The following is a 21,329-nucleotide window of genomic DNA, read 5'->3' as shown; positions in this document are numbered from 1 at the left end:
TCGCGGTACTCAAACAGTATCCGGAGGGAAAGTAACGGCGGCAGTGGATCGTTTCGGTACATATAGAGTACTGGGAACGTATGTAAGCGGTAATTTAGACAATGTGATAGCTTATCCGAATCCGTATAATCCCGCCTCGGCGATTGAAGGTAAATTGAAAATGATCAATCTGCCCATAGACTGCACAGCTACAATTTACAATATAGCCGGAGAAAAGATTAAAGAGATAAAAGAATCAGACCTGGGTAATTTAGGCTGGGTAGAATGGGACGGAAAAAATGAGAGTAATGAATCAGCAGCCCGGGGCGTTTATTTGTATGTGATTGTCTCGCCGGATGGAAATAAGAAAGTCGGAAAGGTTGCAGTAATAAAATAAGTCGCTCGATTTTAGTGAGAAATTATTGCCGGTACATTCCTTGTAAAGACAAAGATAAAATATGGAAATTCCTCTTGAACATTTTTTACTTGCCTAATATTCGCCTGCCCGCCATTCTTTTTGGAGGGATTGTGGGGCCATGCTATCCTGGCTCTTCCCCATCTGTCTTTTTTGAGGGCAGTGTCTTTTATTCAATACTGCTTAACAGTATTTGGCTTTTATCGTTTTGAACTTCACAGTTGACACTTTTCACTTTTAGTAATATACTCTTATTTGTGCTGCGTTATATAGTTCAAATAAGAAGTACAAGTATGAGCACTTTTCTGTATATTGGTGTATTTTTTATATTATTTAGCCAAAGTAGTATTGGCACTGATCTTGGGAAAATCCAGTTTTCAGTGCCTTCTCCCAATCCGATAAGAGCAGGTGAAAAAATAACATTCCAGATAGTAAGCATTAATGTCGGGACTGAGAACTGGAAACCGGGGGATTATTATTTTGAAGCCGAAATCTATGACTCAGAAAAAAAATTGATAAGAAAATCCCCCAGATTGTACAGTAATGTTCAAACCAAACCGGGGGAATCGGTGCTGGCTTATCTGCCCTATAATTTGCAGGATGATTATTCCGGGAAATATTTTTACAAAGTGAATCTGGTAAACCTTAACCAGCTGCTCGTTTCCACAGATTATTATGATTTTGACATTCTTCCCAAACCGCCCGAGCCGCCGAAGGTACTGATGAAAGGCAACATGGCATTAGCTTACAAGAAAAGCGACCGGTCAAATTATCTTTGGAATTTTAATTTGAATTTAATCGGACAGGTTTACGGAAAAACCATCACTGCCAACACCTATGTGGATTATTCCGAGGCGGAAAATGTAAAACTGGACCGGGCACTCCTGAATTATTATGACGGGGAGTTCACCGGCTCGCTCGGTGATATCAGTATGGAACTTCTAAAATTCACGCTTTCCGGGGTTCTGGTCCGGGGCGCGGCTTTTGATCTGAAAACGGAGAGTGTTAACGCCATGCTTATAGGCGGGCGGCTCGTGCAGTCCAGAGAAGGCACGGATACATCAGCCGGATCCTACATGCAGTATGTTGCAGGTTCGAAAATATCTTTCCCTCTCAAGGAAAAGGATTTTAATATTGAACCGGGAGTTTCCGTGAGCTATGCCGCGGACGATAGAAGTTCGATAAGCAACTCCGGTCCGGGGATTACTCCGGTTGACGATATGGTTTACAGCGGAAATATTGCCGTTTCCTGGAAAGAAAATGTGAAAGTATTGGGCGAGATAAGTTATGCGTTTTATGACCCGGACACTTTTACCGAAGCGGAAAAAACAAAAGACAGTGCCTGCCGGTTTTCAACTGCTCTAAATCTTTCAGGTATATTATTTAACGCGGGTTATCAGCGGGTCGGCGCAGGTTTTGTTTCCAAAGGCAGTCCGGCGTTCGGTAACGATAAAGAAACCTATGACGCGTCGGCTTCCATGGGACTCGGGGGAAGCTCCAGTTTCTCTTCGAGTTATAATTTCTCCCGTGATAATTTAAACAGTGATCCCGGAAAATTAACCAACAATATCCTGACTCTGGCGTCTACGGCAAATATTTCGCTGGCGCCGGGCTTGCCGGTGTTGATACTGGGTTATAATTACAACTCCATGCTGGCGGATAATGTTGCTTTGCTGGATAACAACACTAACAGTTATCTTGCGGCTTTGAATTACAGTTTGGAAGCTTTTAACGCTTCCATGAGCTATCAGAACTCCTATTTCGCGGATAATACGCCGAGATTATCAAGTTTGAAAACAACCAGCTCGAATTTTAGATTGAACACGATGCTGCTGCCCAATCTCTCTTTATCCGGGGGCGTGACCCTGACGAGCGTGGACAGTATTGCGAACAGCAATTCTACCGGCTCCCTGTCGGTCGATGCAGGCGGGACGTTTCAGGTCATACCCGAGAAGCTCAGTTTGAACGGCTTTGTAAATTATACCAGGAGAAGTGATCTGCTGAATACCACCGGAAACTCGACAAAAAACGCCAGCCTTGAAGCAAATTATAATCTCTCTTCCAGCTTCAGTCTGTCAGCAGGGTATACACTTACAATATACTCCGACGGGATAGTCCCGGGGAATGCTTATACGGACAATATAATAAGCACCCGGTTGAATTACATGTTCTAGGTTTGCAGAAAATGTAAGAGAAATTACTATAATAATTAGTGAAAAAACCGAAAAATGCGGTATACTCTACTATATATAAAATATACCAATAAAGAGGTGATTTTTCTGAAGTCAAGGGGTTGTTTTGCTGCTTTCTTCTTACTTTTAGCTTCGCATCTATACGCCGTGGATATTACTATTTCAGCAGTTAGCGTCTCAGATTCTTTGGGTATTTCCCGTCCCCAGTACTCCTCCACAGAGCCGTTAAATTTAAATATAAAATGCACGAGTACCAAGGATGTTTTAAAAATTAATTTTACTTTTACCGTGAAAGATCCGGCGGGAAAACAGGTGTTGAATCACACCGGGAATTCCATTCTGGGAAAAGTAGGACCGGGAGGGTCTTCGCTTAAAAACCTTCCGATGACGTTTTATACGATTCCGGGAACTTATACTTTTACAGGTACGGTGACCACGAATGAAAGCGCGACGGATTCTAAATCAGTTACTTTTACAGTGACCTCGCCTTACGTTACTTTGTTTTATCCGCCAAATAATATAAAAGATTTGAACGACAGTCCTCTGACTTTTCGTTGGGTGGCTTCAGGAGCTTCCACCTATAATGTCTACGTGGATACGTCAACCGGTTTTTCGGATCCTATCTGGCTTGCGAGTTCTACGCTCAATTCCATACAATATCCGGACAATCCTTCCAACCCCAGGCAAAAACTAAATGCCGATACGGTCTACTGGTGGAAAGTGACAGGCCTGGACGGGAGTGGGAAAGTTGTAGCCAGCACCAAGACACCGTTTAACTTTACCGTTAAAGTGGCCTCGCAGCCCGTGTTGATAAAAGATATTGCCGCTACAAATATAGGTCTGATCGACTGGACGGGTTCTTTCACGGATAAGCTGTATGCGTTTGTCAAACAGGACCTCAAAATAGCCGTGCGGGTGGAAAATAAGGGTAATACCGCGCAATCAAGTATTGCCGTAAGATTATTTATAGACAGCAAACAGTCGGGTGAAGTTAAAACCGTGGATTTTCTGGAAATAGGCGCCGCAAAAAATGTAGAGTTTACTTTTAAGTTCGAACCCCTGCGCGAGGGAATTTTCATGCCGACGGTTTCAGGTCTGGTCGATTTTAAAGATGATAATGACAGAAATAATATGATAACGAAAGGCCTGCAGATAGAGCCGGATACCGCGGAGATTTCCGGCAGGGTCACCATAAAAAATACCCAGCTTGGACTGGCAGGGGCTTCCGTTTCTTATGATAACCTGCTGGTGAAGGGTGAGGTGTTAACGGACAGTAACGGTAATTATAAACTGTTAAAACTTCCCGTGGGGACGGGTATGCTCTACAAATTAAAAGCGTCAAAGCTGCCGGCCTTTAAAGCTGATGAAAAGAGCGTTACCCTGCTTGACAAGACCGCTAAAGTACAGAATTTTGAGGTGGATTTTAATAAGAGTTTTGTAAAGGGAAAGATAAAAGACAAAAAGGGAAAATATTTACAGGGTGTGCTTGTGGTCTTGACCAATAATAAAACTGCGGAAAAATTCAATATAACCACGACTGAGACAGGGGAGTACATCTTTAATGATATTATCCCGGCCGATGTTGATGACAGGGAATACTCCGTAGATATTGAGCTGAAGGGCTTTAAAAAGAACGGTATGAAAGTGAAAGTGTTTTACAGCAAAGAAAATGATGTTGATCTGGACCTTGAGGAAGAAGCTTTGGTGCAGGAGGTGAATATCCTCGGCAGGGTGGTGGGCGAGGACGGTAAAGGTTTGGCAGATGTCAGTATTTCTTACGACGGTGTACAAAAAGGCGAAGTTAAAACCAGCGAAGGCGGTAATTTTCTGATAAAAGATGCGGTTATCGGAAAATATATTTTGAAGCTGTCTAAAACAGGTTATCTGACACCTGCGCTTTTCAGCGTGGAATTAAAGGAAAAGAAGGCCTTTGTGATCGGGGCCGATATAAAGCTTAGTTTGGCTAAGAGTTTCATTAAAGGCAAAATACAGGATAAAAAAGGAAATCTTTTAAAAGACGTAAAAGTGCTTCTTGCAAATAATAAAACTGAGGAAAAAAACAGTACGACGACAAATGATAAAGGAGAGTACGGCTTTACAAGCCTCCTTCCTTCCGATATTGATGACCGGGAATATACAATTGATGTTGAATTAACAGGGTACATAAAGAACTCTGCAAAAGCAAAAGTACTATTAGGCAAAGAACAAAGTATTGATCTTGAAATGGAAGAGGAACCGCCGGTGAATATCCTCGGAAAAGTAGTGGGCGGGGACGGGAAAGGTCTGGCTGAAGTTGTAATTTCTTTTGACGGGGCGCTGAAGGGCGAAGTTAAAACCAATGAAGGCGGTAATTTCCTTATTAAAGATGCCATCATCGGAAAATATACTTTAAAAATTGCCAAAACAGGTTATAAAGTACCGGCCCCTCTGGAAGTGGAGTTGAAAGAAAAGAAAGCGTTTGTGATAAAGGATGATATTAAACTTCTGGTTGAACCGGTGAATATAACCAAGGAGCAGGTGCTGTCTGTGTTTAAGGAACTTTTAAAGAGCAATCAGGTCGTACTGGAAGCCATTAACGGTTATGAGTTGACCGATATTGAAACAAAAGGGGATCTGACAGAGATCATGAAAAACCTGAGCGGAAAGAAGAGTGTTATCACCGACGTGAAAATCGAGGTTGAGCCATGAAGAAACTTACGGTTATACTTATAGCGGTCTTACTTTCGGTGCCGGCTTTACGGGGGGAGGACGCTGCTTCTAAAAAACCTGCGATGGCAATACTGGCCGCCATCTCGGGTAAAGTAGAAGTAAAATCCGTAACTACCGGTAAATTAGTACCTGCAAAACAGGGTATGTTCTTATATGAAGGAGATCTTATCAAGACAGGCGATAACGGCAAGGCCTCGCTTTTTTTCATGGAAGGGAGTGAAATAAAAATATCCTCCGTCTGTGAAATAATCCTTGAGGGAAAAGATATGAAAAATGCGGGGGATACCTCCTCCATGAAAGTCGTGGCAGGCAGGATCTGGGCAAAATATTTAAAGCAGGAGAAAGCCGTAAAAATAGTAACGCCTACGGCTATCTGCGCTGTGAAGGGAACTGAGTTCGAAGTAAATGTGCTTGATCAGAACAGGACCGAGGTTATAGTCATAGAAGGATTACTGGAACTTATGAATAGTCTTGGAAAAGTTATGGCGGGAGCTTCTACAAAGACCACTATTATGGCCGGTCAGCCTCCGGAGCCGCCGCAGACAACAGATCTGAGCAAGCGTGATAAATGGGAAACGACTATTCAGGACGCGCCAAACAAGAAAAATATAATTATAAAGTTAAAAACAGGCGACAAAGAAGACGAAATCAAATTAAAATTTAAGAAAAAGTGACAAAAAATATTCAATAAGTTCTTGTATTATGTTTTTGTCATCCCGGAATACGGCTTTAAGTATATCAGGGATCCAGTGTCTGATTTGTTTTATCTCGGCAGCTATACTGACGGATGAGGAAAAAGTGAAAAAAGCAAAAACAGCAGGCATAGAAAATATAGCTAATAAAGGTAAGAATGCAGCCTTTATTTATATTGTGCTTGTTGTTATCGCGGCTGCGGTGATCTTTTTCGTTTTACAGATAAAAATTAAACCGGTATTAAATCCGTTTGATTCCGTAAAATGTGTTTCTTTACTCAAGACGGAGGGTCTAAGGACTGAGTTTAAAGTAAAAGAAAAAGTAAAACTGATGTATGAGCTCCGGCTTGAGAATTTTCCTGAATACGAGTGTATATTTAAGCTTAATATAGTCGATCCTGCAAACGTGCAGGTGTTTTCAGTAACAAAACCGGTAAAGCTTGTTGCAAAAGATGGTCCCAAACAGCTTGATTTTGAATATAGTATTCCCGCTGAGGCGAAAATCGGCGTTTACAAGGTTGAGGCCTCGTTTTCTGACGGTAAAGAGACGATAGTTTCTCTTTTACAAGAAAATTTCAGTGTGATTGAAAATGTAAGTGCGCAGGTAAAAATACTAAATACTATTGCTCCCCAAAAACCGGGGACAAAAATAAAGATAGAAGCTGAAGTGAAGAATACGGGTGAAAAAGATTATGAGTTCAAAACGGGTTTAAATATATTAAAAGACGGTAAAAACATCTGGTATAAAAACGGAAATGTTTTTCTGAGAGTTAATGAAACAAAACAGATAGATTTTGAATATGATCTGCCGGCTTCGCTGATTGATGGCGGGAAATGCATTGCACGGGTGGATGCCGGGAAATACTCTTCCGCGCAGATACCTTTTGAGATACTGCCGTTTGAGGTAAAAGGTGAAATTTTATTCAAAAGTGCGGATTTGGGCAAGGTAAAGCTCAAAGAGCAGGTAATTGCCGGCGTAGAAGTTAAAAACACCGGAGAAATAAAAAAAATCTTCAGTTTGTCTGCGGAAATAAAAGGACCGTGGGATTATACTTACAAATTCCCTATGCAAAAAACGGATTTAGCCGTAAATGAAGCAAAACAGGTAGAGCTGACCAGAGATATAGAAGATACCTGTAGAGAAGGAATTTACAATATACAGCTGGCTCTTTATGCTGATGTCATGGGAGTTTCTAAGAAAACAGACGAAAAGCAGTTTAAATATGAAGTTATGGATACCTCTCCCGAGATTAAGTTTCTGAATTTCGACCTCTCAGCGCAGGCCGGGGAGAAAGTTTATCTAAAAATAAAAGTAAGTGACGACAGAGAAATCAAAGATGTAAGAATAACCTATATAAACCCCGAGGGCAGAGAGAATAAAACAGTAAAAATGGTAAATGTGCAGGGAACCAAACTGGAAGGCATTTACAGTTACGAGTCGGCGAAGTTCGGCAAAAGCGGTAAGTTCTCCTTCTATATAGAAGCCACAGACAGCAAACCCCAAACGACAAAAACAGAACCGTACAATGTGACGGTGTTGAAACCGTAAAGAAGCAAGGACAGCAAGAACAGCAAGGGAAGAAAGAGGAAGTTGAGCAAAGGTATAATATTGAGAAAAAGGATAAATATCTATCCTTAAAGTTTTTTCTCAATCCGCCTGGGTGGATAAAACCATAAACCCTTTGCGAAATCCGCCTAGGCGGAGGAAGAAAGTTGAGGAGATTTAAAATATATATAGTCCTTGGAATCTCCGAAATCTCGTCAGCTAAGCTGACGGATTGAGCGGGGTTTAGCCCGCGTAGGAATAAAAGAATGGAAAAAAGGAAAAAAACATATTTTGAGAAAATAATAAATACCAGGCGGGTATTATTATTTGTACTTTTATCCGTTCTTCCTGCTTTTGCGGAAGTGCCTGCTGTAACAAACATAGCGCCGGCAAACGGTAATAATAATTCTTCAACTACAGTTACCATTAATGGAACCGGTTTTTATAACGGCGGGAGCTCTTCGGCTGTTACAGAAATTAAATTAGACGACGCGCTAAATACATCTTTAGCAATATATAATGTAGCAAGCAATACTGTAATAACCGCGACTGTGCCTTCCGGTATCCAGGCGGGTACGTTCAATGTGAAAGTTACCACTGCCGGAGGGACAAACACAACAAGCACGCAAACATTTGAAGTTATTGATAATTCTGCACCGATTTCCGTGGTAGTGGCCCCTGTAAACGGAACTTACCTCAAGGCTTTACCAACCATTTCCGGAACGGCAACAGACGAAACGGGAATTAGTAATGTAAAAACAAGTATTAAAAATATTACGGATACTTTGTATTGGGACGGTGCTTCTTCCTGGGGTGCTTCGCAGACCTGGATTATGGCAACGGGTTCGAATGTCTGGGGTTATGTTGCTCCGTCCTGGACAAACGGGAAAATTTATGTAATTCAATCAAAAGCAACGGATACTGCGAGCAATGCCGAAACACCATCGGCAGGCAGTACGTTTATCTTCGATGATCAAGCACCCTCTTCAACCGTTACCACTCCGGTAAATGGAACACAGGTGAGTATTTTAGTTGTGCTGGCGGGTACCGCCTCGGATGCTACTTCTCCTGTCGCAACGGTAAAGGTGGCTGTTAAAAACTCAACAGATAATTTTTATTGGAGTGGAGGGGCTTGGGTTGCTCCGCATACCTGGCTTAATGCAACCGGAACCAACAGCTGGAGTTTGGATTCGTCGTCCGTTACCTGGTCAAACGGGAAAAATTATTTAATACAATCAAAAGCTTCTGATGGGGCCGGCAATGATGAAACCCCGGGCATGGGAAATACATTTTTATATAATGCCTCAGATTTGCCTGCTGTAACAAACGTTGTCTCTAACAGCGGGTCCAACCTGTCGCCGGCAACAATAACAATCACCGGAACGGGCTATTTCGCCGGCGGGAGTTCTTCAGCTGTAACTGCAGTAAAGTTTGATGATATCTCTAATACGGTTCTAACCATTTTAGGGTCGACCATAACGGATACAGAAATAACAACCGTGTTTGTACCTCCGGGCATTCAGGCCGGCACTTACAACGTACTGGTCACAACCTCAGCCGGGACTAATACGACGAGCGCGGTAAAATTTATTGTGACAACCAATCAACCGGCGGTATTTAATGTAGAACCTGCAGCAGGAAGTAACTCGGGACCGACGACAACTACAATTACAGGGATGGGCTTTTTCGGAGGTACTGTTTCCGGCAATGTAGAAGGTATTAAATTGGATGATGGGTCTAACACTGCCTTTACCTCATATTCTGTTTATAATGATACTACGCTATTAAACGCAATAATCCCTGCCGGAGTAACTGCTGGGACTTACAATGTTCTGGTGAAAACCGGCGGCGGGTCGAACCCGTCAAGTGGGGTGAAATTTGTTGTGACAGGGGCGGGCGGCGGTGCTCCAATAGTTACAAATGTAACCCCCGGGACAGGTGGTAACATGTTCTCAACTACAATTACCGTAACAGGAACAGGTTTTTATGGTGGAGTGGGTTCGGCGGTAGTTACCGATGTTAAATTGGATGATCCCGGGAGTATTTCTTTGATCGGGTATGGTGTAGTAAGTGATACTATACTAATGGGGGTGGTGCCTTCCGGCATTCAAGGTGGTTCTTATAACGTAAAAGTGACAACGCCGGGCGGGACGAACGCTACAAGCGCGGTAAAATTTGTCGTGACAACCACTCCTCCCGGTGTTCAAAATATATCGCCCTCAACCGGAAGCAATAGTGCCCCGACAACAATTATGATAGACGGTGATCAATTCTATGGCGGAACAGCCTCGGCAAATGTATTTAACATCAAATTAAATGATGGCCTAAATACTTTTTTGACAGGCTATACAGTAATTAGTAATACAGTAATCCAGAATGCAATAATCCCTTCCGGAGTAACAGCCGGGACTTATAGTGTTAAGGTAACAACAGGCGGCGGGACAAACGCCACGAGTGTACAAAAATTTGTCGTAACGACCACCGCACCGACTGTGGCAAGTATAACTCCGATCGGAGCATTTGATAATACTTCTGCAAATGCTTTAACAATCTTTGGGACCGGGTTTTTTGGAGGAACGGGAACCTCTAACGTTACGTCTATATCCGTAAACGGCGCGGCGGTAACCATTCCCGCGGCAGGCAGTATAACAGACACATGGATTCCGGGAGCGATAATGCCTCCGGGTATTCCTGCAGGTACATATAATATATCGGTGACTACAGAAAGCGGGACCGGAACAGGGACTAATCTGGTGACGGTGTTTTCCGGCGGCAGTGTTCCAACGGTCGTAACCGTATCCCCGTCTACCGGTAATAATAATTCTTCAACTACAATTACGGTAACCGGAACAGGGTATTTTGGCGGGGGAAGTTCGGCGGAAGTTACCGGAATTAAACTTGATGATTCCGGGAATACCGCTTTGACCGGTTACACGGTGATGAGCGATACAGCGTTAAGCGGTGCAGTTCCTCCTGGCGTACAGGGCGGCACCTACAACGTACTGGTCACGACACCGGGCGGGACCAATGCAACCGGTGTACAAAAATTTACTGTACTTGATAATACTTTCCCTTCTTCCGCCGTAACTTATCCGGCAACCGGGAGTTATCTTAAAGCCCTTGTAAATTTCACCGGAACGGCGACGGACGAGACGGTTCTTAATAATGTGAAAATAAGCATCAGGAATACGACCGATACGCTTTATTGGGATGGCGGCGGCTGGTCCGGTTCTGTTAACTGGTTGGTTTGCACCGGAACAACAAACTGGACTTTTGTTTCGCCCGGTTTGACCTCGGGAAAAACTTATATTGTGGTATCAAAAGCGACTGATAATGCGAGCAATACCGAAACGCCTTCATCTGCGGTAACATTCATTTTTGACAGTTTGGAGCCGGTTTCAGCAGTTGTAAATCCTGCAAATGGGTCGGCAGTGAAGTCATTAAGTACATTATCTGGAATAGCGGCGGACAGTTCTTCCGGAGTTGCCCTGGTAAAGACTTCTATCAGAGATCTGACAATCAATAAATATTGGAACGGTGTTATATGGGATGATCCGGCTGCCTGGGTGACCGTAACAGGAACAACTAACTGGACTTATATCGCGCCGGTATGGGTGAACGAGAAAGCTTATGAGATCAAAACGACCGCGACGGATGTCGCAGGTAATGTTGAAATACCGGGCGCAGGGATTACTTTCCTTTATGATAATCAGGAACCGGCTTCAACTATCACCTATCCAAACTTTCCTACAACAAATACTGTGCCTGCGCTTTCCGGAACGGCCTCGGATAATGCTTCAACGGTTGTAGTTGTTAGTTTAAATATTTACAATATCACAGACACTACTTATTGGACGGGTGGAGCGTGGGCGGCGAATACCTGGGTAAATGCTATTGGCACAAGTAATTGGACCTTCACCGGCCCTACCTGGGCAACCGGGAAGCAATATATTGTAAGGTCAAAGGCCAAAGACGGCGCGGGCAACGAGGAAACAACCGGCGCAAGTTATACCTTCTGGTATGACGATACTCCGCCGGCATCTTCTATATTTGCACCTGCGAATGGGGTCACAGTTAGTTCGCTTCCCGTGCTTTCCGGTGGGTGTTCGGATGCCACTTCCGGCCTGCAAAATATGAAAATAATGATAAAAAATGTTACTGATACTACTTATTGGAATGGTGCTGTCTGGGATGTTTCCGGAAACTGGCTAAATACAACAGGAATAAACCCGTGGAACTATTCCAGCCCGGCCTGGATAAGTGGAAATACTTATCTAATAAAATCAAAAGTGGATGATACCGCCGGCAATCAAGAAGCGCCGGGCGCGGGAAATTCATTTATTTTTGATAGTCAAGCGCCAACCTCCGCTATTGTTACTCCGGCTAACGGAGTGCCGTTAAAGAGTTTGACGGCTCTTTCCGGTACCGCAACGGATTCCAACTCCGTTACACTTGTGCAGCTCTCGATAAAAAATATTACGGATACTACTTATTGGACAGGATCGGTTTGGGGGGCTTCTACCTGGGTGGCCGCAACCGGAACAAATAACTGGAGTTATTCTGCGCCGGCCTGGACCTCCGGAAATAGTTATGGAATTCAGTCAAAAGCAACTGATAATACAGGCAATGTCGAAACACCCGTTGCGGCAATAAGTTTTATTTATGATACTACTACGCCTTCGTCAACTGTGACACAGCCGGTAAATGGTTCTTCCGTAAACGGTGGACCTGCTTCCCTTCTGGGTACGGCTTCCGATAATATTACCGTCGGGGCAATAGGTGTGTCAATCAAGGATACAGACGCTAATAAATATTACAACGGCGCAGACTGGTCTTCCAATGTGGAGGTCTGGCTTGCTGCCACGGGAACAACTTCCTGGAGCAAAGTAAGTCCGGCCTGGACTGACGGTGTAAATTATCTTATTCGTTCCAAAGCTACGGATGCTGCGGGTAATGTTGAAACCCCGGGCGCGGGAAATTCCTTTGTTTATTTTGTGCCGGTTGACCATCTGGATGTTTACGGTATACCTGACCCTGTGGTGATTGGTACTCTGCAATCCGTAACGGTAATGGCAAAAGACGCCGGTAATAATCAGGCAAAAGGTTATGCAGGTACCGTGACTTTCACAAGTAATGATACCGACAGCAGAAAACAGCTTCCTGCGAATTACACTTTCCTGCCGGGTTCCGGCGGGGATAACGGTGTGCATACCTTTACCAATCAAGTGAAACTTATGACTGTGGGTTCCATCTGGGTGAGGGCGACGGATACGGTGACCGGTACGATAACAGGGCAGCAGAGTTTAACCGTTAACCCGGATGCTGCGATTAAACTGCAGCTGTTGGTTCCCGGTGAAGTAAGCGCGCCTATTGAAGTGTCGGGAAAAACCGGCACACCTTCCGCGCAGACGGCGGGAAGCACGTTCAATGTTACAGTCAACTGCACCGACCAGTATTATAATAAAGTTACATCAGCAAATCCTCAGGTTCAGATATCAACGAGTGATCTGTATGATACGGAGCCGGCTGCGGCATTCTTAACTCTTGGAGCTAAGACATATTCCGTAACGCTTGTAACCGCAGGAACGGCGGTAATAACCGCAACGGATCTGGGTTCTGTATATACGACCGGAGCAACCTCGAATATAACGGTGAATGGAAATATAGCGACCAGGTTGCAGCTTTTACTCCCCGGAGAAACAGCGGCTGCCGGAATGGGTACCGGAACTCCGGGAAAGACGGGAACGCCGTCAGCCAGGACTGCGGGTGCCGCGTTCAATGTGACAGTTAATTGTGTGGATGACTGGTATAATAAAGTCACTGCTGCACCTTTGGTGGAGATCACAACTTCTGATATAAATGCTGCGTCGGTCGCTCAAGCAACGCTCGTTTCCGGAACGAGAACATTTAGTGTGACTTTACTGACCGCGGGAGTTACGACTATCACCGCTACGGATGTTGACGGAATTGGTCCCTATTACTCGGCCTCAGCAAGTCCGGCCGTGACCGTAAATATGAATATTGCTTCGAAGTTACAACTTCTTCTTCCGGGCGAAACGGCGGTTGCCGGGACACCACTTGGGAAAACCGGAATACCTTCAACCAGAACAACGGGAGCATCGTTCAATGTGACGGTAAACTGCACGGATAACTGGTGGAATATTGTAACCGCAGCCTTACAGCCGGAAGTGCTGATAACTACAAGTGATCTATATGATGCAGAGCCGGTCACAGCAATACTTGTCTCCTCTACTAAGACCTTCTCTGTCACACCACAAACTTCCGGAAGTGTAGTAATCACTGCAACAGATACTTTAGGTACCGGAACAAATTACACCCAAAATGTAAGCCCTAGTACGGCAGTAGATCCGGGCACTGCAGTAAAACTGCAGCTATTAGTGCCGGGAGAGATTGCGGTTGCCGGAATGATGACCGGGACTCCAGGAAAAACGGGAACACCCTCTGTCCGGACTGAAGGAACGGCGTTTAATGTGACTGTTAACTGTGTGGATGTAAATTGGAATAAAGTTGTTTCCGCTAATCCGCAGGTTCAAATATCAACTAATGATCCGTTTGCTACAGCGCCTGCATCTGCGTTCCTGGTAGCCGGCACCAGGACTTATAATGTAACACTTGTGACGGCAGGAACGGCGGTAATAACCGCTACGGATTTGGGTTCAGTATATACTTCCTGCGCGAGCCCGAATATAACAGTGAATACAGGTGCGGCGGCTAAACTTCAGGTTCTGGTTCCCGGAGAAACAGCCGTACCCGGATCTCCATCAGGAAAAACCGGAACGCCTGACGTTCAGGTGGCAGGAACAGGATTTGTCGTAACTGTAAATTGTGTGGATGCTAACTGGAATAAAGATACAGCTGCAAACCCGCAGGTACAAATATCAACAAATGATCCGAACGATTCAGAACCCGGCGCCTTGTTTTTATCCGGAGGTACAAAGACCTTTAGCGTGACAGCGGTGACAGCGGGAACGCTGATAATAACCGCGACAGATCTGGGTTCTGTGTATACGGCAAATGCAACTCCAAATATCACGGTAGATAACGGCGCAGCTGTAAAATTGCAGCTCTTGGTCCCGGGAGAAACAGCGGTGCCCGGATCTCCGACCGGAAAAACCGGAACTCCAGCCGTGCAAGTCAGCGGCGCAAGCTTTGTAGTGACGGTAAATTGCGTGGATGCTAACTGGAATAAAAATAATACGGCAAACCCGCAGGTACAAATTACAACGAGTGACACGTCTTCTACCGAACCAGCACCGGCTTTCTTGACACTCGGAACAAGGGTATATAGTGTGACACTGGTAACAGCGGGAACGGCGGTATTAACCGCTACGGACCTTGGTTTCGTATATACTTTAAATGCTTCTCCTAATATAACCGTAAATACACTTCCGGCAACGAAACTTCAGCTTTTGGTCCCGGGAGAAACAGCGGTTGCCGGTATGATGACCGGAACTCCCGGAAAGACGGGAACTCCTACTGCGTGGACAGCCGGAACGGGCTTTATTGTAACAGTGAATTGCGTGGATGCCAACTGGAATAAGGATATAACCTCGACCCCTCAGGTCAGGATAACTACTAATGATCTGTATGATACGGAACCGGCCGCGGCATTCCTGGTTGCCGGAACGAATACTTATAATGTAACGTTTGTGACCGCAGGAACAGCCGCAATTACAGCTGTGGACCTGGGTTCGGTATATACTGCAGATATTAGTCCGAGCATAAATGTAAATAATGGTACCGCAACAAAGTTACAGCTTTTATTACCGGGCGAAGCAGCTGTTGCCGGTAAACTTACCGGAACTCCTGGAAAGGCCGGCACACCTTCGGTAAGAACAGCGGGTACGGCGTTTAATGTAACTGTAAATTGCGTAGACAACTGCTGGAATATCGTAACTGGCGCAGTACAGCCGGAAGTAATTATTACTACTAGTGAACTAAATGATTCAGAGCCGGCAGCGGCAGTACTGGCGGCCTCTACAAAGAGCTTTGCCGTTACCTTACTGACTGCCGGGAGCGTGGTAATCACAGCTGCAGATACTCTGGGTTCAGGAACGAACTACACTCAGAATGTAAGCCCGGCGGTAACCGTAAATGCCGGACCTGCAGCGAAATTAAACCTCTTCGTTCCGGGGGAAGTGGAAGTTCCGGGAGAACCTATGGGAAAAACAGGAACTCCTTCGACCCGGACAGTCGGTGTTGCTTTTGCGGTTACGGTAAACTGCGTGGATGATAACTTTAATAAAGTAACGTCTGCGAACCCGCAGGTTAAAGTATCAACGAACGATTTGTTTGATACGGAACCTGCACCGGCTTTCTTAACGCTGGGGACAAGGACCTTTAATGTAACTCTGATAACGGCGGGAACAGCGTCAATAACCGCGGCAGATTTGGCTTCTATATATACAACGTTTATAAGAGGCACCATACCGGTAAACGGCGGCTCTGCGGTAAAGTTACAGCTTTTAGTCCCCGGAGAGGGAACTCTTCCCGGATCAGCTTCCGGAAAAACCGGCACTGCTGGAACTGTAACTGCAGGAACAGCATTCACGGTAACCGTAAACTCGGTAGATGCGGGGTGGAACAAAGTTACTTCCTCAAATCCGTCGGTAAGTGTAAACAGCTCGGATCTTTACACGCCTTCGTCAACAGCGGTGTTAGCAAGCGGAACCGGAACATTTGTAGTGACCTTGAAGACGGCGGGGGTAAGTACTCTGACTGCGGCAGACGCAGGCGGGACAAATTTAACGGCGAATACAAGCCCGAATCTAACGGTAAATGCGGGTGCGGCGGTGAAGTTACAGCTCTTAACGCCGGGCGAAGCGGCAGTTGCCGGGTCGCCCACGGGAAAAGCAGGCGTCCCTTCAACACAGACTGCCGGAACAGCGTTTGCGGTGACGGTTAATTGTACGGATGCCAACTGGAATAAAAATATAGCGGCAAATCCGCAGGTTCAAATAAATACAAATGACCTGCTGGATACGGAGCCGGCGCCCTTGTTCTTAGCCGCAGGAACGAAGACGTTTAATGTAACATTTATGACGGCGGGAACAGCGTCAATAACCGCTGCGGATCAGGGTTCGGTCTACACTTTAAGTGTAAGCCCTGTGATTACCGTAAATCCTCCCATTCCGGTTATTTCCGTGATAGAACCTCTGCTTGGTTACAATATTTATACAACTACAATTACAATTTCCGGAACAGGGTATTTTGGAGGCGGGAGTTCTTCTAATGTGCAGTCAATAAAAATAGCGACTATGCCTTCCGATACAAACATGGACTACAGCGGAGCCGGTATTTCAAATACGGTAATAAGCGGTGCCGTGGTTCCTTTGGGTCTGCCCGCCGGAATTTATGATATTAAAATAACAACCGGTGTCGGTACGGCAACAAGTCCTTCTAAGTTCACGGTAATGAATTTGATAGCCGGAAAAGTCACAACACCGGACAATCTGCCGATCGCCGCGGTAAGTGTTGAATTGAAACTAAACGAGGTGCTACTTGCTTCGGGAACAACCGATGTAGACGGAAAGTACCGTATTTCCGCGATAACGGCGGGAGAATATTCAATTTTGGCTTCGGCTCAGACCCTGGAAGGTTATATAAGCAGCGCCTTCCAGCCGACAACAGAAACAATAAATAACATGGATTTTCAAATAGCCGTCACCTATTCCCTGGGTGAGATCTCGGGTGTAGTGCCGCTTCAGTTTGCCAAAAAATATGCTCTGGCAAAGGCTCCGGGTAAAGCCATGAGTATCAGCGGTCAGGCACTGGCGGTGGAATTGTGGCAGGGGAGCAGGAAAATGATAAGAATAGAGCCGGATGCAAACGGTAATTTCAAAATACCCAATTTGCTCTCCGGAAATTATGCCGTAAAAGGTTTTTACGGGGATATTGAAGTTTCAAATAAGCAGCTGACGGTGCATAAAGGGGAAAAGGTGACAATAAACCTTGCCGTAGAGGCGTTACAGGAAGAAATGGTTTACAACTTCCCGAATCCGATAAGCGGCGGTGTCACAACATTTAAGTTCACCTCCGGTTATGCAAATATGGAAGCAGAAATAAAGGTATTTAACCTGGCTGCGGAACTCATAAGAACGATCACAGACAGTGAGATTGATAAGACAGGATCTCCGGTGTATAGGTATGACTGGAACTGTACAAACAACCTGAATGAGAAAATTGCCAGCGGCGTCTATATTTATCAAATAACCGCAAAAGATAAGGTAACAGGAGAGACAAAGAAGGTAACAAAGAAAATGGCAGTCATTAAGTGAAGCAAACAAAGCAAGGACAGGAAGAACAGCAAAAACAGAAAGTTAAGTGGAGAAAGGAAAAAAATAAATAATAACACATTGGTATAGAACGTGAGTAACATGACAACGTGAAACGTTTAACGGCATTCGGAGACTTAAAGGAATGATATGAAGAAAATAGCGGCATACATACTCGCGGTTTGTTTGTGCGCGGCCTGGGTCGGTGCGGAGACCGGGACGACCGGAGCGGCTTTCCTTAAGCTTGGGATCGGAGCGCGGCCTATCGGTATGGGAGAGGTGTTTGTCGGTCTTGCAGATGACGTGAACTCCCTTTACTGGAACCCGTCGGGTTTGGTGGAAATTAAGCAAACCCAGGTTATGGCGATGCATAGCGAATGGCTGCAAAATATCAGGTACGAAGTGTTGAGCTATGCCCAGCCCCTGGATAAAAATAATTATTTAGGCGGATATGTGCTTTATCTATATTTGAACGATCTGGAAAGAAGAAGTGCCGATACATCCTCCTACGAAGGTTTGTTTGGCGCTTATGACCTGGTTGTTGACGTTGCTTATGCTTTCCGGCTTGACGAAAAATTATCCATAGGCGGGGGCGTGAAGTTGATAAGCCAGAACATTGACAACAAATATGCTCTTGGTTTTGCCGGAGATACGGGTATTAAATATAAAATAACGGAAGAACTGACAGCCGGAGCCTGTGTGCAAAATTTGGGGCCGAAGATAAGTTTTGTAAATGAAGCGGATAATCTGCCGTTCAATATCGGTATCGGACTGGGTTGTAAACTTTTCGACAAGGCCTTGTTATTGGGCGCGGATATTAATTTCCCGGTCGAGACAACCGCTAATCTGCACTTTGGTGCCGAATATACCTGTGTCTTCGGGGAATTCAGTATAAGCCCGAAAGCAGGCTTCAGGACCGACACAGCAAAGGATCTCGGAACCCTGGCGGGACTTACAACCGGCCTCGGTATCGGATGGAAAAGTTTCCTGCTCGACTATGCTTTTGTTCCTTTCAATGATCTGGGAAACACACACCAGCTTTCTTTGTTGTTAAAATTTTAAAACCCCTTAGAAAGCATTATTCCAAACCCCATAATCCATATTGACAAATATTTGCAATGGTGTTAAATTTAAGTACATGCTTAATGCTGCGGATGTAGCGCAGAAGCGGGGAAACCAGGAAGTTCCCGGAAACGGGATTGGGGCGAATGGAAAGTTTTCTAGGGCGCAAGCCCGAGCCCGACAGCTAACCTCGTAAGCTCATGAAAAGAGGAAGAACAACGTCAGGGACGGCGAGTTCTCCCTGACATTTTTTTTTGTAAAAAGTCTCAAAGGAAGATGACAATGTCGAAAAAAGTGTTTGATGACATAAGAGATACGGAAAATCACGGGTTGTTCCGAAAAGCTAAAAATATTATTATAGGTAAAGCTAAGAACCCCGAAGAAAAGGGCGTATTTCATAATCTTGCCCTGATTGCTTTTTTTGCGTGGGTGGGACTCGGTGCGGACGGGCTTTCCTCCGCCTGTTATGGTCCGGAAGAAGCTTTTAAGGCCTTGCAGGGGCACGTATATCTGGCTGTAATTATCGGACTTGCTTCGGCTATCACGATCGCTATAATCAGCGCCAGTTATTCGCAGATAGTAGAACTCTTTCCGTCAGGCGGCGGGGGATATGTAGTAGCTTCAAAACTTTTGTCACCTTTTGCCGGTATGGCTGCAGGTTCTGCTCTGATAATCGATTATGTTCTGACCATTACTATATCGATAGCGAGCGGGGCAGACGCTATTTTTAGTTTTCTTCCTGCTGAGTGGCAATATTTAAAATTGGGGTTCGCCGCTTTTTTAATAGTATTGATTACCGTTATGAATTTGCGTGGAGTGAAAGAATCAATACTTATCCTTTTACCGATATTTCTTGTTTTTGTTATCACCCATGCTGTTGTTATAGTTTATGCTATTTTCTCTCACAGCTCAAACCTTGCTTCAGTAGCCGTGAATACGGGAGCTGATATTAAAACTTCGTTTGGCCAGCTCGGTTTCTTTGGCCTCAGTGTTATCCTGCTTCGGGCCTATAGTATGGGTGCCGGAACGTATACGGGTATTGAAGCGGTCAGCAACGGGGTTTCAATTCTTCGTGAACCGAAAGTAAAAACGGCAAAAAGAGCCATGCTTTATATGGCAATTTCTCTTGCTCTTGTAGTTACCGGCCTTCTGGTGGCTTATCTTCTGTATAATGTAACTCCTGAACCGAATAAGACATTAAACGCCGTGCTTTTCGGAAAAATATTCGGGACAGGGACGCTGGGGTACACATTGCTCCTGATCACTCTCATATCGGAAGCAGCTATACTTTTTGTTGCCGCACAGGCGGGTTTCATAGACGGTCCGAGAGTCATTGCGAATATGGCTGTGGACAGGTGGCTCCCTTCCCGGTTTACAATGCTCTCCGATCGCTTAGTTACACAAAATGGGATTTTACTGATGGGTGGTGCTTCTTTGCTTGTCTTATATTTCAGTCAGGGTTCTGTGACACTCCTTGTTGTTCTTTATAGCATTAATGTCTTTATCACATTTGTGCTTTCACAGCTTGGAATGGTCAGGCACTGGTGGAAAGAACGAAAAACTGAAAAAAAGTGGAAGAGGAAATTTGCTTTGAACGGTATAGGTCTCGTCCTTACTTTTTCAATTCTTGTCACGGTCATAACCGTAAAATTTTATGAGGGAGGCTGGATAACTTTAACAATAACAGCCGGCTTTATGATAATCGCCCTGCTCATAAGAAAGCATTACAATAATACGAAAAATATATTGAACCGCCTGGATAGCCTGGTGCTTTCCGTAATGCCCACGGTTGACAGTTCTGAACCTGCAGCAACGGCAAGCACTCCGAAATATATTAAAAACGGAAAGACGGCTGTAGTATTAGTGAATGGTTTTAACGGGTTAGGCCTGCACACATTATTAAATATTTCACGGATCTTCAAAGGGTTGTATAAGAATTTCGTTATTATTCAGGTCGGTATAGTTGATAGCGGCGCATTTAAGGGAGTAGAGGAGATTGATAAACTTAAAATTAAAGTAAAAGAGGATGTAAATAAATATGTTAATTATATCCGCTCAACCGGTTCATTCGCGGAAGGCGTTGCTTTAACCGGCGTTGACCCCGTAAGCGAAGTTTCCGGAGCGGCTCCTGAGATACTTAGAAAATATCCCGGTGCTATTTTCTTCGGAGGCCAGCTGGTATTTCCCGAGGAAGTATTTATGGCGAGATGGCTCCACAATTATACGGTGTTTGCAATACAACGGAAATTCTACTACATGGGAATCCCCATGATCATGATGCCGGTGCGGCTGTAAAAATCATTGGAAATGAGTTTTTGATCTTACTATCGGACTTAATTTAATAGTTCATTATTGTGCGTATATGTCCATAAAAACTATGCAAATCAGCACAAATATAAACCTTTGAGTTGACAAAAGTTTATTATAGTGCTAATATGC

Annotated in this window: 7 protein-coding genes and 1 pseudogene; all 8 read left to right on the top strand. The window is 44.7% G+C overall.

Annotation, left to right across the window (positions count from 1 at the left end; translation table 11 throughout):
• The 8 genes and pseudogenes from A2536_02935 to A2536_02900 all read left to right on the top strand — a co-directional run bounded on the left by A2536_02935 (window position 1) and on the right by A2536_02900 (window position 21,185).
• Window positions 1-376: pseudogene (locus tag A2536_02935) on the top strand (hypothetical protein).
• A gap of 311 nt (window positions 377-687) precedes the next feature.
• Window positions 688-2,568 (top strand): hypothetical protein, encoded by a 1,881-nt coding sequence (locus tag A2536_02930; GenBank protein ID OGF47711.1) that lies wholly within the window; start codon window positions 688-690, stop codon window positions 2,566-2,568.
• A gap of 54 nt (window positions 2,569-2,622) precedes the next feature.
• Window positions 2,623-5,274, top strand: coding sequence for a hypothetical protein (locus tag A2536_02925; protein OGF47710.1), 2,652 nt, complete (start codon window positions 2,623-2,625; stop codon window positions 5,272-5,274).
• Window positions 5,271-5,969 carry a hypothetical protein gene (locus A2536_02920; protein OGF47709.1) on the top strand — a complete coding sequence of 233 codons (699 nt, stop codon included), beginning with the start codon at window positions 5,271-5,273 and terminating at the stop codon, window positions 5,967-5,969. The genes A2536_02925 and A2536_02920 overlap by 4 nt, the downstream gene beginning before the upstream one ends.
• 124 nt (window positions 5,970-6,093) lie before the next feature.
• A complete protein-coding gene (locus A2536_02915) occupies window positions 6,094-7,536 on the top strand; it encodes a hypothetical protein (protein OGF47708.1) in 1,443 nt (480 codons plus the stop codon).
• 263 nt (window positions 7,537-7,799) lie between these two features.
• Window positions 7,800-17,831, top strand: coding sequence for a hypothetical protein (locus A2536_02910; GenBank protein OGF47707.1), 10,032 nt, complete (start codon window positions 7,800-7,802; stop codon window positions 17,829-17,831).
• Window positions 17,832-17,978: 147 nt separating this feature from the next.
• On the top strand, window positions 17,979-18,890 hold the full coding sequence (locus tag A2536_02905) for a hypothetical protein (GenBank protein OGF47706.1): 912 nt from the start codon (window positions 17,979-17,981) through the stop codon (window positions 18,888-18,890).
• Window positions 18,891-19,172: 282 nt separating this feature from the next.
• A complete protein-coding gene (locus tag A2536_02900) occupies window positions 19,173-21,185 on the top strand; it encodes an amino acid transporter (protein OGF47705.1) in 2,013 nt (670 codons plus the stop codon).
• Window positions 21,186-21,329: the final 144 nt, after the last annotated feature.

This window comes from Candidatus Firestonebacteria bacterium RIFOXYD2_FULL_39_29 (assembly GCA_001778375.1).
GTDB lineage: Bacteria > Oederibacteriota > D2-FULL-39-29 > D2-FULL-39-29 > D2-FULL-39-29 > D2-FULL-39-29.
This window is presented reverse-complemented; position numbering and strand designations above follow the sequence as displayed.

What these genes read in the sequence shown, in the direction of transcription:
- A2536_02900 (OGF47705.1), top strand. Translation starts at nt 19,173, where the DNA reads ATGTCGAAAAAAGTGTTTGATGACATAAGAGATACGGAAAATCACGGG.
- A2536_02910 (OGF47707.1), top strand. Translation starts at nt 7,800, where the DNA reads ATGGAAAAAAGGAAAAAAACATATTTTGAGAAAATAATAAATACCAGG.
- A2536_02930 (OGF47711.1), top strand. Translation starts at nt 688, where the DNA reads ATGAGCACTTTTCTGTATATTGGTGTATTTTTTATATTATTTAGCCAA.
- A2536_02920 (OGF47709.1), top strand. Translation starts at nt 5,271, where the DNA reads ATGAAGAAACTTACGGTTATACTTATAGCGGTCTTACTTTCGGTGCCG.
- A2536_02905 (OGF47706.1), top strand. Translation starts at nt 17,979, where the DNA reads ATGAAGAAAATAGCGGCATACATACTCGCGGTTTGTTTGTGCGCGGCC.
- A2536_02925 (OGF47710.1), top strand. Translation starts at nt 2,623, where the DNA reads ATGCGGTATACTCTACTATATATAAAATATACCAATAAAGAGGTGATT.